Raw genomic sequence first — 13,527 nt, forward strand, 5'->3', positions numbered from 1 at the left:
AGTTATTCTTCTGTTTCTAGAGCTCTAGTAAGAAAATCGTTTAAAGGTTTTAAATGTAGCCACTTTTGAGTTACTTCTTGTACAAAGTTAGATTTGTTAAAGTCTTTATCATTAATTTTATACGAAGAAGTAAAACTCTTTAGTTTTAAAAATTCTATTGCGGGATGTTCGGGTTCATAACCCTTAGGTGCTTTTTTTAGTTTACTAGACTCATCATCACTAAGTTTTGTAAAAGTCGATTTAAAATTAGTATTAGATACAATATTTTCTAAATCATCATAAAAAAAAGCAATTTCCTTGCGTATTTTTTTTAATTCTTCACTTTCTGGACACCACACGCCACCAGCTATAAAAGAATTTCCTTTTTCATAGTGTAGATAATATCCTGGACTATTTTTACTGTTTTTATTTTGACTTAACCAAATACCCATATTGGTTTTGTAAGGAGATTTGTCTTTAGAAAAACGAATATCCCTATTTATTCTAAAAGTACAATGTTTAACTTCCAAGGGTTCTAGCTTTGGATCGTGTTTTTTCATTTCCTCCAGCAAGTCGGCAATCAATGCATAATACCATTTCTTATAGTCTTCATAGCGTTTTTTTTGACTGTGAAACCATTCGGTATTATTGTTGATTTTAAGTTCTTCCAAAAATTGAAATGCTTCTGCAGTAACCATATTATAAATGTTTTCGAACTTCTTCTTCGGGTAAATAGCCTACATTTTCCCACACTTTTTTACCATTTTCAAAAAGCATCAAGTGCGGAATTCCGTCTATTTTAAGTTCGCTCGATAGCGTAGGGTTTTCATCGACATCTATTTTAACAATTGCGATACCTTTACCTTTAAATTCTTCTTTCATTTTGTCTAAATAAGGTCCCATTTTTCGGCAAGGACCACACCAAGTAGCATTAAAATCGACTAAAACTTTTTTGTCTGAATTGATTAATTTTTCAAAATCGTTTTTAGTCATACCCTTAGCTTCTACAGCAGCGGTTTGTTGTACACCAGAATTTCGCCATTTAAGCATACCACCTTCAAGTTCAGTAAGGTTTGTAAATCCTAATTCTTTCATGGTTTGTATAGCCGATGCGCTTCTTCCTCCGCTTAAACAATATACAAATGTTGGTTTAGATTTATCTAATTTTTCGATTTCCGATTTAAACTCAGGGCTATTGTAATCTATGTTTATAGCACCTTCCAAATGATCGGAATCAAACTCTTTTGGCGATCGCACATCGATAAGTTGCGCATTCGGTTCTTTAGATAAAGCCTCGGCAAACTCGGCAGGAGCTATGGTTTGTATAGTTGTAACCTTGAGTTCTGTAGCTGTTTTTGTAGAAGAAGACTCAGTGTTTTGTTTGCAATTTACCAAAAGTAAAGCGGTAAGCGTAAGTATTAAAAAGTTTGTTTTCATTGTATTTGTCCGTTTAAATTTTTTTCAAAAATAATAGGGTAAAGATAGTTAATGTATAACTATTGTTACAAATTAAAAATTTTATAGCTCTGATGTGTAGATTTTACAATGCTTTCTGTTCGTTCTGCATGGGTGTCAGATATAAAGAGTTGCCCAAATTCTTCTTGGTTTACCATTTTAATAATTTGACTTACACGATATTCGTCTAGTTTATCAAAAATATCGTCAAATAAAAGTATGGGTTTTTCGCCACTTTGCGATTGTACAAATTGAAATTGAGCAAGTTTTAAGGCTATTAAAAATGATTTTTGTTGCCCTTGTGAACCAAACTTTTTTATAGAATATCCTTCTATAAGAAAGTCTAAATCGTCTCGATGTATTCCAGTTGAGGTATACTGTAAAGCCTTATCTTTATTGTAATTTTGCTCTAATAAAGTCAATAAGTCTGCTTCAAAAAGAGAACTTTGGTAGGTTATGCTTACTTTTTCAACGCCATTTGAAATAGCATGATAATAATTTTCAAAAATAGGTACAAAATTTTCCAAAAAAACTTTTCGTTTTTCAAAAATTGGTTTTGCTAATTGAGCCAATTGTTGGTTGTATATTTCCAAAGTTTCTTTATCAAAAGTATGATTGAGTGCAAAATACTTTAGCAAAGCATTGCGTTGCGCAAGTGTTTTTTGATACTGAATAAGCTTTTGTAAATAATCTTTATCTAGTTGCGAAATAACACTATCAAGAAACTTTCTTCGAGTATCGCTACCTTCAACAATAAGGTTGCTGTCACTTGGAGAAATTATTACCAGAGGAATTAATCCAATATGATCCGAAAATTTCTCATACACTTTACCATTTCGTTTTAATACTTTTTTTTGTCCTTTTTTTAAGGAACAAAGTATTTGCTCGGTTCTTTTCTGTTTTTCAAAAATACCGTCAATTACAAAAAAATCTTTAGTATGCTTAATATTTTGTAATGCCAATGGATTAAAATAACTTTTGCCGTTTGCCAAATGATAAATTGCATCGAGTAAGTTGGTTTTTCCAATACCATTTTTGCCTACAAAACAGTTAATTTTAGAGTCAAATTCAAAATTTGCTTCGTCAAAATTTTTATAATTGAGTAAGGATAATTTTTTCAAAAACATGTAAAAACAGTACTAAATTTTGCAGAAAATACATTTAATTTATCATGTATTTTTTAGAAGTGCGCAAATTATTGAAAAATATCGACAAAAATGACTTTTAAATTTGAATAAATATTATATTTTTGCGCTCGATAAATTAATACTAAATGGCAACATATAATAAAAGAGGTTATAAAGCACCTAAAGAAAAGGTTGAAGGAGACAATGTACAATTGGATAACAACTATATTGAAGATGTTCCAAATGTTGATGCAAAAGATAGTACTACAGCCAAAGCATTTGATACATTAGATCAAACTGCTTCTAGAACAGAAGAGTGGGTAGCCAAAAACCAAAAGATAATATTGGGCGTATTAGGTGCTATTGCACTTGTAACTATAGGTTATTTATTATACCAACGTTTTGTAGTAGCTCCCAATGAAGAGGAAGCAACAAACGATTTGTTTGTAGCGCAACAAAACTTTCAGTTGGCTCTAGATGAGCAAGATACTAAAAAACAAGATTCTTTATTTAATTTAGTGTTAAAAGGTTCTGAAGGAAAACAAGGTGCTCTAGGAGTTGCCGACCAATATTCTAGTACAGCTGCTGGAAATTTAGCACATTACTATGCAGGTATTGCTTATTTGAATTTGAAAAAATACGATGACGCTGTAAAAGAGTTAGAAAAATTCTCTTCTAAAGATCGATTTTTAGGTCCGTTAGCAACAGGAGCTATAGGTGATGCTTGGTCTCAAAAAAATGATGCAAACAAAGCATTAGAATATTATGAAAAAGCAGCACATCAAAATGAAAATGAATTGACTACACCTCGATTTTTATTTAAAGCTGGGCAAACAGCCTTACAATTGAATAAAAAAGCAGATGCTGTAAAATATTTTACAGAAATTAAAGATAAGTTTGAATTAGCACCAGAAGCTCAAAATATTGATGCTTTAATTGGTATGGCACAATAATATAAAAAAACAAATTACGGTTTAATACCTAACTTTTACTATAAAAATGCGAATTTTAAGATACAATCTGAGTTCGCATTTTTTGTTCTTATAACATTCTAAATTTTACTATAAAAATGGCTACACAAAATAAAAACCTTTCTGAATATAATAAAAACGAGATACCCAATGCGGCTGATTTTCGTTTTGGTATTGTAGTTTCTGAGTGGAATAGTCATATTACACAAGGGCTATATCAAGGCGCTATAGACGCATTGCTTGACTGCGGTGCTCTAGAATCAAACATTGTTACTTGGAATGTGCCAGGTAGTTTTGAACTCATATACGGCTCTAGTCAAATGATTAAAACACAACATGTAGATTGTGTTATTGCTATAGGTAGTGTTATAAAAGGAGAAACGATGCATTTTGAGTTTGTTTGTGAAGGTGTTACTCAAGGTATAAAAGATTTGAATGTTATACATGATGTGCCTGTAATATTTTGTGTGCTTACCGATAATAACGAGCAACAATCTATAGATCGTAGTGGTGGTAAACATGGAAATAAAGGCACTGAAGCGGCTATTGCAGCAATAAAAATGGCTTATTTAAGAAAGAATATTTAATAACTGTTTCTAAATATTTTTATAAACCAGCGCATAAATTATGAATCTATTAACCTAATCGCGCTACTAATTTTGATTATTTTTGTAGATTATCTTGCAATTTCTTTTACGTTTTAACTATGTCTAGCATTATACAATTACTTCCAGATCATGTAGCCAATCAAATTGCGGCAGGCGAAGTGGTACAAAGACCTGCTTCTGTTGTAAAAGAGTTGCTTGAAAATGCTGTAGATGCCAAGGCTAGCGATATTAAACTTATTATAAAAGATGCTGGTAAAACACTTATACAAGTAGTAGACAATGGTGTAGGAATGAGTGTTACAGATGCTAGGTTGTGTTTTGAACGCCACGCTACATCAAAAATTAGAAACGCTGAAGATTTGTTTTCGCTTCACACCAAAGGATTTCGAGGAGAGGCATTAGCTTCTATTGCCGCCGTAGCTCATGTGGAGCTCAAAACCAAGCAAGAACAAGATGAATTGGGTACGCATATTATTATAGAAGGCAGTAAAGTTACGACACAAGATCCTGCTGTGTTGCCCAAAGGAACTTCATTTTTAGTAAAAAATTTATTTTTTAATATTCCTGCTCGAAGAAATTTTTTAAAATCGGAAACGGTAGAACTTCGTCATATTTTAGATGAATTTCATAGAGTGGTGCTAGCACATCCAAAAATTAATTTTTCGATGTACAACAACGGAAACGAAATTTTTAATTTGCCTTTTGGAAACTACCGCCAACGGATAGTGAATTTGTTTTCTTTTAAAACGAATGAAAAGTTAGTGCCTATTGAAGAAAGTACCGAAATAGTAAAGATTCATGGGTTTGTAGGAAAACCTGAATTTGCTAAAAAAACACGTGGAGAACAATTCTTTTTTGTAAACGATCGATTTATTAAGAGTGGTTATTTGCATCATGCGGTAATGAGCGCTTATGAAGGTTTATTGAAAGAAGGCGCACAACCTTCGTATTTTATTTACTTAGATGTTCCTAGCCATACGATAGACATTAATATTCATCCTACAAAAACCGAAATAAAGTTTGATGACGAGCAGGCGCTTTATGCCATACTTAGAGCTTCTGTAAAACATAGTTTAGGTCAGTTTAATGTTGCTCCTGTTTTAGATTTTGATAGAGATCCAAATCTAGATACACCTTATAGTTTTCAAAATAAAGAAGCTAGTTTTCCTACCATACAAGTAGATGCAACTTACAATCCTTTTAAAGAAGAAGAACCAAAAAAAGTAAAATCTGGGTTTTCGGGAACTTCTCATTATAAAAGAGAGCCTTCGGCAAACTGGGAATCACTTTATGTGGGGTTACAACAGTCTGCACAAGAAATTGTCTTTGAAAATGAAGTGGTTACATCTTCTTTGTTTCAAGAACAAGATGAACCTGAGAATAATTTTGGTATAAGTTATCAAATTCAAAAAAAATACATTGTAAGTCCTATAAAATCTGGATTAATTGTAATAGATCAACACCGAGCCCATCAAAGAATATTGTACGAACAATTTTTGACTCATTTAACTTTGTCTCAAGCTCCAAGCCAACAATTGTTGTTCCCTTTGGAGTTGTCGTACACAACTCTAGAATTACATTTACTAAAAGAATTGCAACAACCTCTAGAAGCGATAGGTTTTCAGTTTGAAACCATACACGACAACGGCTTGATTTTAAAAGGTGTGCCTGTATCTATTCAAGAAAGAGAGGTCGTCTCAGTGCTAGATACATTATTACACCAGTTGCACGAAGGAATTCCCAATGCTGGATTTAGTCAGAATGATTCTGTAGCAAAATCTATGGCAAAGTCTATGGCTATAAAAAGCGGTGTTCAACTTTCTGTTGAAGAACAGCAAGCTATTGTAAATAAGCTTTTTGCTTGTAAAGAACCCGATGTATCACCCTTTAATAAACCCACTTTTATTACTATTGATGTAGAAGAATTGGATAAAAAATTTTTTAGATAATGAATAATATAACACCAGTAGTAAAACAGCTACTTATTATTAATATTGTTTTCTTTTTAGGAACCCAATTTATAGGAAATGTAGATTTTAATTACAAACTATTTTCGCTATACTATTTTGAAAATCCTAATTTTAGAATATGGCAGCCCATTACGAGTATGTTTATGCACGCTCAAATGCCCAATTTAACTCATATTTTGTTCAATATGATAGCTCTTGTTTCTTTTGGTAATGTATTGGAGCATTTTTGGGGGAGCAAACGGTTTTTGTTTTTTTATATTTCTTGCGGATTGGGAGCAGCATTAATACATACAGGAGTAAACTATTATGTTATTCATAATACGTTACACCAATTGTCTTCTATAAATTTTACGCCACAAGATATACAAACACTTCTTAATTACAGCTATAACCCTGGTGCTGTAGATGGAGAAGCAAGTAATATACTAGCAAGACTGCATGTAAGCCAACAGCAGTTTAATTTACTGAGTGAAGCTATACAGTCTTATCAAACATCTGCAGTAGGTGCCTCTGGTGCAATTTATGGCTTGTTGGTAGCTTTTGCATTTATGTTTCCAAATGCAGAATTGGCGATGATGTTTATTCCGATTCCTATAAAAGCAAAATATTTTATTCCAATTTTAATTGGTTTGGATTTGTTTTCTGGAGTTACAGGGTTTTCTGTTTTTGGCGCAGGAATTGCACATTTTGCTCATATAGGAGGTGCTGTTTTTGGTTTTATAATCATGATGTATTGGCGCAACAATAAGTTTAATCACAACCGATGGAATTAAGTATACAATGAGCATAGTAAAGGATTTAAAATACCAATACAAAACAGGCAATATTGCTCTAAAAATAATTTTTTGGAATGTATTTTTATATGTAATTCCCGAAGTTGTTTTTGCAGTACTCAAGCTGTTTGCTATTAATATACCTTACTTAAGCTATATAAGTTTGTCGTCTTCATGGCAACATTTAGCGAGTATGCCTTGGACTATAGTTACCTATGCGTTTTTCCACAATGGTGCTATGCACTTGCTGTTTAATATGCTAATGTTGCATTTTGTTTCTAATTGGTTTGTTTCTTTTTTTACACAAAAACAATTGTTTGCCGTTTATGTTTTGGGTTCTATTTTTTCGGGGTTTATTTATATATTAGGTTATCAATATTTGCCTGCGCTTTTGGGTGTTGGAACCACTTATTTGGTAGGTGCTTCGGCCGGAATTATGGCACTTTTGTTTGCTGTAACAACATACCAACCTTATCTTGAAATAAAATCAATTTTTGGAACTGTTCGACTTTGGCATATTGCTTTTGTTTTTATTTTTTTAGATTTAGTACAAGCAACAGTAAGTAATACAGGTGGACATTTATCGCATATAGGTGGTGCATTATTTGGATTTATTTTTGCAAAATCGTTAATAAATGGAACAGATATTACTAGTTTTTTTAATAAAGCTATCGATAAAATAGTTACTTTGTTTAAGAAAGATAATGCTGTACCCTTTAAAAAAGTTCATGTAAATTATCACAAAAAAGCAGCTCCAAAAAGTGCTCCTAAAACCAAAATAATTATTAAAAACAAAGAGCAACAACAAATAGATGAAATTCTAGAAAAGATTAGTAAATCAGGTTATGATAGTTTAACCAAAGAAGAAAAGGAATTTTTATTTAAAGCCGGAAAATAGTAAATGAAGAAATTATCTTGGTTTAATAAATTGGTGTATTTTATCAATATGGTAGTTGTAGTACTAACCATATTGGCTTATGTATTGCCTTTTTTATCTCCAAATTTCTTTCCTTTTTTGTCTGTACTCACACTTATTTTACCCTTGTTTTTAATTGTAAATGGGTTGTTTTTTGTGTATTGGTTTTTTCAATTTAAAAAACAAATGCTTCTTTCAGGCATACTTTTGTTAATAGGAATTACCTTTATCAATAAATTTTATAAATTTTCGCATCGAGATTTACCTGTATCCGAAAACGATTTTACGGTAATGAGTTATAATGTGCGTTTATTTAACCTATTTCAGTGGTTGCCCAAAGAAACAGTAGGGCAGGAGATACGCACTTTTATTAACGAACAAAACCCAGATATTTTATGTATTCAAGAGTATTCTGAAAATGCACATATAGATTTACGAGTATACAAGCATAAATATATTTTTATGCAAGGAAAAAACATAAAAACAGGGCAAGCCATATTATCTAAATACAAAATAATTAATCAAGGTAATATAGAGTTTCCCGAGTCGGATAATTTGGTGGTTTTTGCTGATATTAAAAAAGGTAAGGACACTTTGCGTATCTATAATATGCACTTACAATCTATTAAAATATCTCCCGATGTTACTGAAATGCAAGACAATGTAGATGCTATCAACAAAAGTAAATCGCAAATGGTGTTTAATAGAATAAGTGAAGCCTTTAAAAAGCAACAAGCTCAAGCCGAAATTTTGGTAAATCATAAAAAGAATTGCCATTATCCGATGATTATTTGCGGTGATATGAACAATAGTGCTTTTTCTTATGTATACCGAAATATAAAAGGAGGACTTCAAGACTGTTTTGAAGAGGCAGGAAAAGGCTTTGGGGAAACCTACAATTTTAAGTATTATCCTGCTCGAATTGATTATATTTTTGCTGATAAATCATTAAAAGTAAAATCTTTTGAAAACTTCTCCAACTTTAAAAATTCAGATCATTACCCTGTAATTACAAGATTGGAGAGTATTAACTAAAATTCTCTACAGCGTTTGATTTTTTAAGTATTCTAAGGCATATCTTCCTTCATTGCACAACAAATCCAAAATACTCAAGTTATTAAGAAAGCCATGTTTGTCATCAAAAACTTGTTTGTATGGCGTTATTACGGTGTAGTCTTTTTTCCCGTTTACTAAATTTCTATAATCTATTTTGTTTGGTACTTCGGTAAAGTATTCTTCGGTTTCGTTGTAATCAAAATCCAATTGCAAACATTTGGAAGCTATTTCCATAGTTTTGTAGTTTAAATCCAATAAAAACTCATGTTTTTTTTCAAATATTGGATAAAACTCATCTTCAAAATATTCAAAAAAAGGAGAAGTTCTATAGGCTGCTTCTAGCGATTTAAAATGTTGTTTTTGCCAATTGAAAGCGGTTTCAATACGAACATCTTTTGTTTTTTGGTGTGCCTCTTTGCTATGTTTTACAGGTATATTTAGTAATTGTATTCCGTTTGGGCTATAAATATACATTCTATTTCTATTGGTTTGCTTTTGGAAATTATCTTCTATTTCAAACGTAACCAAATTTGATTTTGCTATAGCAATAAAGTGACTTATAGAAGGAAAATAGCTAGGGTAGAGTAGTATATTCATTTGTATATGTAAAAGCGTAAGAGTTTAGAAACAATTCCTAAACTCTTAGCTATAAAATATCTATATTTATTCGGATTTATTTTTTTTATTCTTTTTCCAGAAATATTCTCCAACAAAATACAGTGCTAAAAATACTAAAAAGTATTTGAAATAAGATTTTGGTTGTCCTTCTCCAGAAACGGTAGTAAACAATCGTTCCCAACGAATTTTATTTAGAATACCTTTACCATTACTATCCCAACTCATCCAAATAAAAACAGGTTTTCCAACAATATGATTTTCAGGAGTAAAACCAAAATAACGAGCATCTAGCGAGTTATGGCGGTTGTCTCCCATCATCCAATAATAATTTTGTTGAAAGGTGTACGATGTGGCTTTTTTACCGTTTATATAAATATCGTTTCCTTTTACCTCAAGTTTGTTGTGTTCATATTCTCTAATTAATATTTTATATAGCGGAAGATTATCTATAGTAAGAGAAACTGTTTTTCCAGCCTGCGGTATCGTAATTGGGCCATAATTATCGCCACTCCAAGCATATTTTGTTTCGTCTGCGCCATCATGTGATTGGTCTGGAAAAATACCATGTTCACGACCTTTTTTAATAACTCTTATAACAGAGTCTACAGATTTATTTTGTTTTAACTTATCTACAGCATCAAAGGTTAGAGTTGCCATCATTTTATTTTCTATCACTTCTTCTACAGATAGATTATATTTTTTAATAATTTCATCAGGAATACCATTAGACGTTGTGTATGCCAAATAAAATCCTTTTGTATTTGATTCTTGAAGATCTGCAACCAAAAATGGCCTTACAGCATTTACTTCTGTTTCATTATAGAACTGAATTTTATAAGTTCTAAAAAACTCGGTTGAACCTACATCAGATAATAAGCTACCACTTATACCTTTTTTTGAGTAAATAGTATAATTATATTGAGGTTTGGCTCTTTCGGGTAATTCTAATTTTTTATCATTTATATAAACAAAGCCATCAATAATTTGCATTTTATCGCCAGGTATGGCTACACAACGTTTTACATAATTTGTTTTTTTGTCTATAGGTTTGTCGTAACGTCTATCGGCTTCTAAATACATATGATATAGTGTATCTCTTGGCCAATTGAATACTACAATATCGTTGTTTTTTATTTTTTCAAAACCTGGAATGCGCATGTAAGGAAGTTGCAATTTATTTTTCCAAGAAGTTGTGTCGTTATCGCTGTATAAATACGATTTTGTTTTAATAAACGGAAGTGTATCGTGAACCATAGGTGCAGCTACGGTAGTCATAGGAACTCTTGGTCCATAGTTTACCTTACTTACAAACAAAAAATCGCCAATAAGTAATGACTTTTCAAGTGATGATGAAGGTATTGTAAAGGGCTGAATAAAATAGGTGTGTACAAAAGTGGCTACAACTATAGCAAACAATATCGAGCTAAAGGCCGTTTCTTTGGTATTTTTTTTAGGCTCGGCAATATATTCTGTTTGAGGGTTAAAATTGAAAGTATATAAATAAAAACCTAGTGTAAAAATGGTTAATAACGTTTCTTTTGCTTCATCTTTCATGCCTGGTTTTTTAAATGCTGCCAAAGAAGAAACCCATGTAGCAGGAAACATAATTAAGTTTATGACAGGTAAAAATAATAAAAATGTCCACCAAGTTGGTTTGTGAATTATTTTCATCCAAATGATAGCATTATATATCGGGATAAAAGCTTCCCATGATTTTCTACCTGCTTTTTCGTAGAGTTTAAAAGTTCCTAGACCGTGTATGAACTGAATTAGTAGTATCAGTATTATCCATTCTGTAGTGTTCATATAGTGTTTTTTATTCTAAATTAAGTACATCGCGCATTGTGAATACGCCTTTTTTTCCAAATAACCATTCTGCAGCTAGTACAGCTCCTAGTGCAAATCCGTTTCTGTTGTGAGCTGTGTGTGTAATTTCTATACTATCTACCTCAGATTGATATAGTATACTGTGCGTACCAGGCACATTTTCTAAGCGTTTTACATCTATATAAATGTTGGTTTCATTGTTGTTTTCAATACTCCAATCTGTTTTTGTAGAATTGGCAATGATATCTTTTGCTAATGAAATAGCGGTGCCGCTTGGTTTATCTAACTTTTGAGTATGATGTATTTCTTCCATACTTACATGATAGTCTTTAAATTTTGACATCATTTTAGCCAAATACGCATTGAGTTCGAAGAATAAATTTACACCCAAACTAAAATTGGAACCATATATAAAAGCTCCGTTTTTTGTTTTACATAAATCGACCATAGTATCATAATGGTCGACCCAACCCGTAGTTCCAGATACCACAGGAATATTGTTTTGCAAACAATATGTTATGTTTTCTACAGCAGATTGCGGCACACTAAAATCAATAGCAACATCGGCAGTTTCAATTCCAAGAAATGTATCAGTACTAGATTTTTTTAAAACAATGCTATGACCACGTTGTAGCGCTATTTGCTCTATTACTTTTCCCATTTTGCCATAACCTAATAATGCTATCTTCATTCTAAAATGTATTATGAGCTAATAAGTAGCCTATTTTTAAGTATTGTTACTTTGAAAATTGTTAATCTAAAGCTAAAATTTGTAAGACAATGTAAGCCCTAAGTTTTGCTTTGCTGTATAATCATTTTTATATAAATCGGGTTTAAGAGATAGATTATCATTTACATTGTATTGCATAAGGTGTGCATCTACATTGGCATCTACAATATTTAATATGTAAAAAGCAGCCATTAAAAGTGCTGATAAATCTCTGTTTTTTTGATAAAATTTTTGAGCTTGTATTAATCTGGTATTATCCAAATAACTGTAATTGTCTGATATACCTGCCAATCTATTTTTGTAGGCATCTCTATACAAATGATACTTTTTATTATTATTGATATAAAAATACAAACTGGTTCCAATAGCGCCATATACCAAAGGTAGTTTCCAATATTTTTTATTGTAAACTTGTCCCATTCCTGGAAAAACAGCAGAGTAAAAAGCTGCTTTTGAAGGTGCTAGCGGATTTATTTTTGGTGTTAAAGTAACAGAGTCTTTTACAATTAAGTTTGTTTCCTGCTTGTTTGGTATATTTTGACTCCAAACAATAGGTAGACTTAACAAGAAAAATAATATCAAAAAAATGAATCTCACTAGCCGTTAATCTTTTTTAATATTCTATAAAAATCTTCTTCAGAGTGAAATGGTATAGCTATTTTTCCTTTTCCTGTACCCGAAATTTTTACTTCTACTTTTGTTCCAAAAAAATCGTTGAAACTTTTTTGTTGCTCTTCTACAATTTCAAAAGATTGTTTGTTTGTGTTTCTAGAAGCTTTTGGTCTTAAGCTATCTTGGTATTTTTTTACTAAAGCTTCGGTATCGCGTACCGAAAGGTTTTGACTTACAATTTTTTGGTAAATATCTGTTTGAACGTCTTGGTCTTCTATGTTAATAATAGCTCTACCGTGTCCCATAGATATAAAACCGTCCCGAATACCTGTTTGAATTATGGGATCTAATTTTAATAATCGTAAATAATTGGCAATGGTAGAGCGTTTTTTACCCACACGGTCACTCATTTGTTCTTGTGTAAGTTGAACTTCTTCCATTAATCGTTGGTACGAAAGAGCAATCTCGATAGGGTCTAAATCATGACGTTGTATGTTTTCTACCAATGCCATAACCAACGATTCATTGTCGTTGGCAATACGTATAAATGCAGGAATGGTTTCTAAACCAACAAGTTTTGAAGCTCTTAAACGTCGCTCTCCAGAAATTAATTGGTATTTGTCGAAATCTAATTTACGAACAGTAATAGGTTGAATAACACCAAGTTCTTTTATAGAAGTGGCAAGTTCGTGTAAGGCGTCTTCATTAAAATTGGTTCTTGGTTGAAACGGGTTAATTTCAATAGAATCAATATCAAGTTCAATAATATTCCCTACAACTTTATCGGCATTTTTATCGTCTATCGATTTAATATCGTTTTCAGGATCTTTTAATAATGCAGATAGTCCTCTACCCAAAGCTTGTTTCTTAACTGCTTTTGCCATA

General features: G+C 31.7%; 14 protein-coding genes. 6 read left to right on the forward strand and 8 right to left on the reverse strand.

All coding sequences use genetic code 11. The annotated features are described in order from the left end of the window. Positions 1-2 precede the first annotated feature (2 nt). From Q361_RS09530 to recF, 3 genes are all read right to left on the reverse strand, one after another. Positions 3-677: a DUF2461 domain-containing protein gene (locus Q361_RS09530; RefSeq protein ID WP_103726498.1), complete on the reverse strand. Its 675-nt coding sequence runs from the start codon at positions 675-677 to the stop codon at positions 3-5. A 1-nt stretch (position 678) separates the two neighbouring features. After that, entirely contained in the window at positions 679-1,416 is a 738-nt protein-coding gene (locus Q361_RS09535) for a thioredoxin domain-containing protein (protein ID WP_103726499.1), read from the reverse strand. Positions 1,417-1,481: 65 nt separating this feature from the next. Next, positions 1,482-2,561 (reverse strand): DNA replication/repair protein RecF, encoded by a 1,080-nt coding sequence (gene recF, locus Q361_RS09540; RefSeq protein WP_103726500.1) that lies wholly within the window; start codon positions 2,559-2,561, stop codon positions 1,482-1,484. A gap of 146 nt (positions 2,562-2,707) precedes the next feature. Between recF and Q361_RS09545 the strand changes: the two genes are divergently transcribed. The 6 genes from Q361_RS09545 to Q361_RS09570 all read left to right on the forward strand — a co-directional run bounded on the left by Q361_RS09545 (position 2,708) and on the right by Q361_RS09570 (position 8,834). Continuing rightward, complete coding sequence (locus Q361_RS09545; protein WP_103726501.1) at positions 2,708-3,514, forward strand: tetratricopeptide repeat protein; 807 nt, start codon at positions 2,708-2,710, stop codon at positions 3,512-3,514. Positions 3,515-3,630: 116 nt separating this feature from the next. Further along, positions 3,631-4,119: a 6,7-dimethyl-8-ribityllumazine synthase gene (ribH, locus tag Q361_RS09550; RefSeq protein WP_103726502.1), complete on the forward strand. Its 489-nt coding sequence runs from the start codon at positions 3,631-3,633 to the stop codon at positions 4,117-4,119. A gap of 119 nt (positions 4,120-4,238) precedes the next feature. Further along, entirely contained in the window at positions 4,239-6,089 is a 1,851-nt protein-coding gene (gene mutL, locus Q361_RS09555; protein WP_103726503.1) for a DNA mismatch repair endonuclease MutL, read from the forward strand. Continuing rightward, entirely contained in the window at positions 6,089-6,883 is a 795-nt protein-coding gene (locus tag Q361_RS09560) for a rhomboid family intramembrane serine protease (protein WP_103726504.1), read from the forward strand. The genes mutL and Q361_RS09560 overlap by 1 nt, the downstream gene beginning before the upstream one ends. A 7-nt stretch (positions 6,884-6,890) precedes the next feature. After that, positions 6,891-7,781 carry a rhomboid family intramembrane serine protease gene (locus Q361_RS09565; protein WP_103726505.1) on the forward strand — a complete coding sequence of 297 codons (891 nt, stop codon included), beginning with the start codon at positions 6,891-6,893 and terminating at the stop codon, positions 7,779-7,781. Positions 7,782-7,784: 3 nt separating this feature from the next. Beyond that, complete coding sequence (locus tag Q361_RS09570; RefSeq protein ID WP_103726506.1) at positions 7,785-8,834, forward strand: endonuclease/exonuclease/phosphatase family protein; 1,050 nt, start codon at positions 7,785-7,787, stop codon at positions 8,832-8,834. Positions 8,835-8,840: 6 nt separating this feature from the next. Here Q361_RS09570 and Q361_RS09575 read toward each other — a convergent pair whose 3' ends face one another. From Q361_RS09575 to Q361_RS09595, 5 genes are all read right to left on the reverse strand, one after another. After that, positions 8,841-9,452, reverse strand: coding sequence for a WbqC family protein (locus tag Q361_RS09575; RefSeq protein ID WP_103726507.1), 612 nt, complete (start codon positions 9,450-9,452; stop codon positions 8,841-8,843). Between the two features lie 66 nt (positions 9,453-9,518). Next, positions 9,519-11,279 (reverse strand): signal peptidase I, encoded by a 1,761-nt coding sequence (gene lepB, locus Q361_RS09580; RefSeq protein ID WP_103726508.1) that lies wholly within the window; start codon positions 11,277-11,279, stop codon positions 9,519-9,521. Between the two features lie 10 nt (positions 11,280-11,289). Then, a complete protein-coding gene (gene dapB, locus Q361_RS09585; RefSeq protein WP_103726509.1) occupies positions 11,290-11,991 on the reverse strand; it encodes a 4-hydroxy-tetrahydrodipicolinate reductase in 702 nt (233 codons plus the stop codon). Between the two features lie 72 nt (positions 11,992-12,063). After that, on the reverse strand, positions 12,064-12,627 hold the full coding sequence (locus Q361_RS09590; RefSeq protein ID WP_245874624.1) for a DUF5683 domain-containing protein: 564 nt from the start codon (positions 12,625-12,627) through the stop codon (positions 12,064-12,066). Beyond that, positions 12,627-13,526 carry a ParB/RepB/Spo0J family partition protein gene (locus tag Q361_RS09595; protein ID WP_103726510.1) on the reverse strand — a complete coding sequence of 300 codons (900 nt, stop codon included), beginning with the start codon at positions 13,524-13,526 and terminating at the stop codon, positions 12,627-12,629. Before Q361_RS09595 ends, Q361_RS09590 begins: the two co-directional genes overlap by 1 nt. Between the last annotated feature and the right edge of the window lies 1 nt (position 13,527).

Origin of the sequence: Flavobacterium croceum DSM 17960, assembly GCF_002917885.1 — a bacterium.
Classification (GTDB): Bacteria; Bacteroidota; Bacteroidia; order Flavobacteriales; family Flavobacteriaceae; genus Flavobacterium; species Flavobacterium croceum.

Bases quoted from the DNA above. Each gene is read 5' to 3' on its own strand.
- Q361_RS09530 (WP_103726498.1), bottom strand. From the start codon at position 677: ATGGTTACTGCAGAAGCATTTCAATTTTTGGAAGAACTTAAAATCAAC.
- Q361_RS09535 (WP_103726499.1), bottom strand. From the start codon at position 1,416: ATGAAAACAAACTTTTTAATACTTACGCTTACCGCTTTACTTTTGGTA.
- recF (WP_103726500.1), bottom strand. From the start codon at position 2,561: ATGTTTTTGAAAAAATTATCCTTACTCAATTATAAAAATTTTGACGAA.
- Q361_RS09545 (WP_103726501.1), top strand. From the start codon at position 2,708: ATGGCAACATATAATAAAAGAGGTTATAAAGCACCTAAAGAAAAGGTT.
- ribH (WP_103726502.1), top strand. From the start codon at position 3,631: ATGGCTACACAAAATAAAAACCTTTCTGAATATAATAAAAACGAGATA.
- mutL (WP_103726503.1), top strand. From the start codon at position 4,239: ATGTCTAGCATTATACAATTACTTCCAGATCATGTAGCCAATCAAATT.
- Q361_RS09560 (WP_103726504.1), top strand. From the start codon at position 6,089: ATGAATAATATAACACCAGTAGTAAAACAGCTACTTATTATTAATATT.
- Q361_RS09565 (WP_103726505.1), top strand. From the start codon at position 6,891: ATGAGCATAGTAAAGGATTTAAAATACCAATACAAAACAGGCAATATT.
- Q361_RS09570 (WP_103726506.1), top strand. From the start codon at position 7,785: ATGAAGAAATTATCTTGGTTTAATAAATTGGTGTATTTTATCAATATG.
- Q361_RS09575 (WP_103726507.1), bottom strand. From the start codon at position 9,452: ATGAATATACTACTCTACCCTAGCTATTTTCCTTCTATAAGTCACTTT.
- lepB (WP_103726508.1), bottom strand. From the start codon at position 11,279: ATGAACACTACAGAATGGATAATACTGATACTACTAATTCAGTTCATA.
- dapB (WP_103726509.1), bottom strand. From the start codon at position 11,991: ATGAAGATAGCATTATTAGGTTATGGCAAAATGGGAAAAGTAATAGAG.
- Q361_RS09595 (WP_103726510.1), bottom strand. From the start codon at position 13,526: ATGGCAAAAGCAGTTAAGAAACAAGCTTTGGGTAGAGGACTATCTGCA.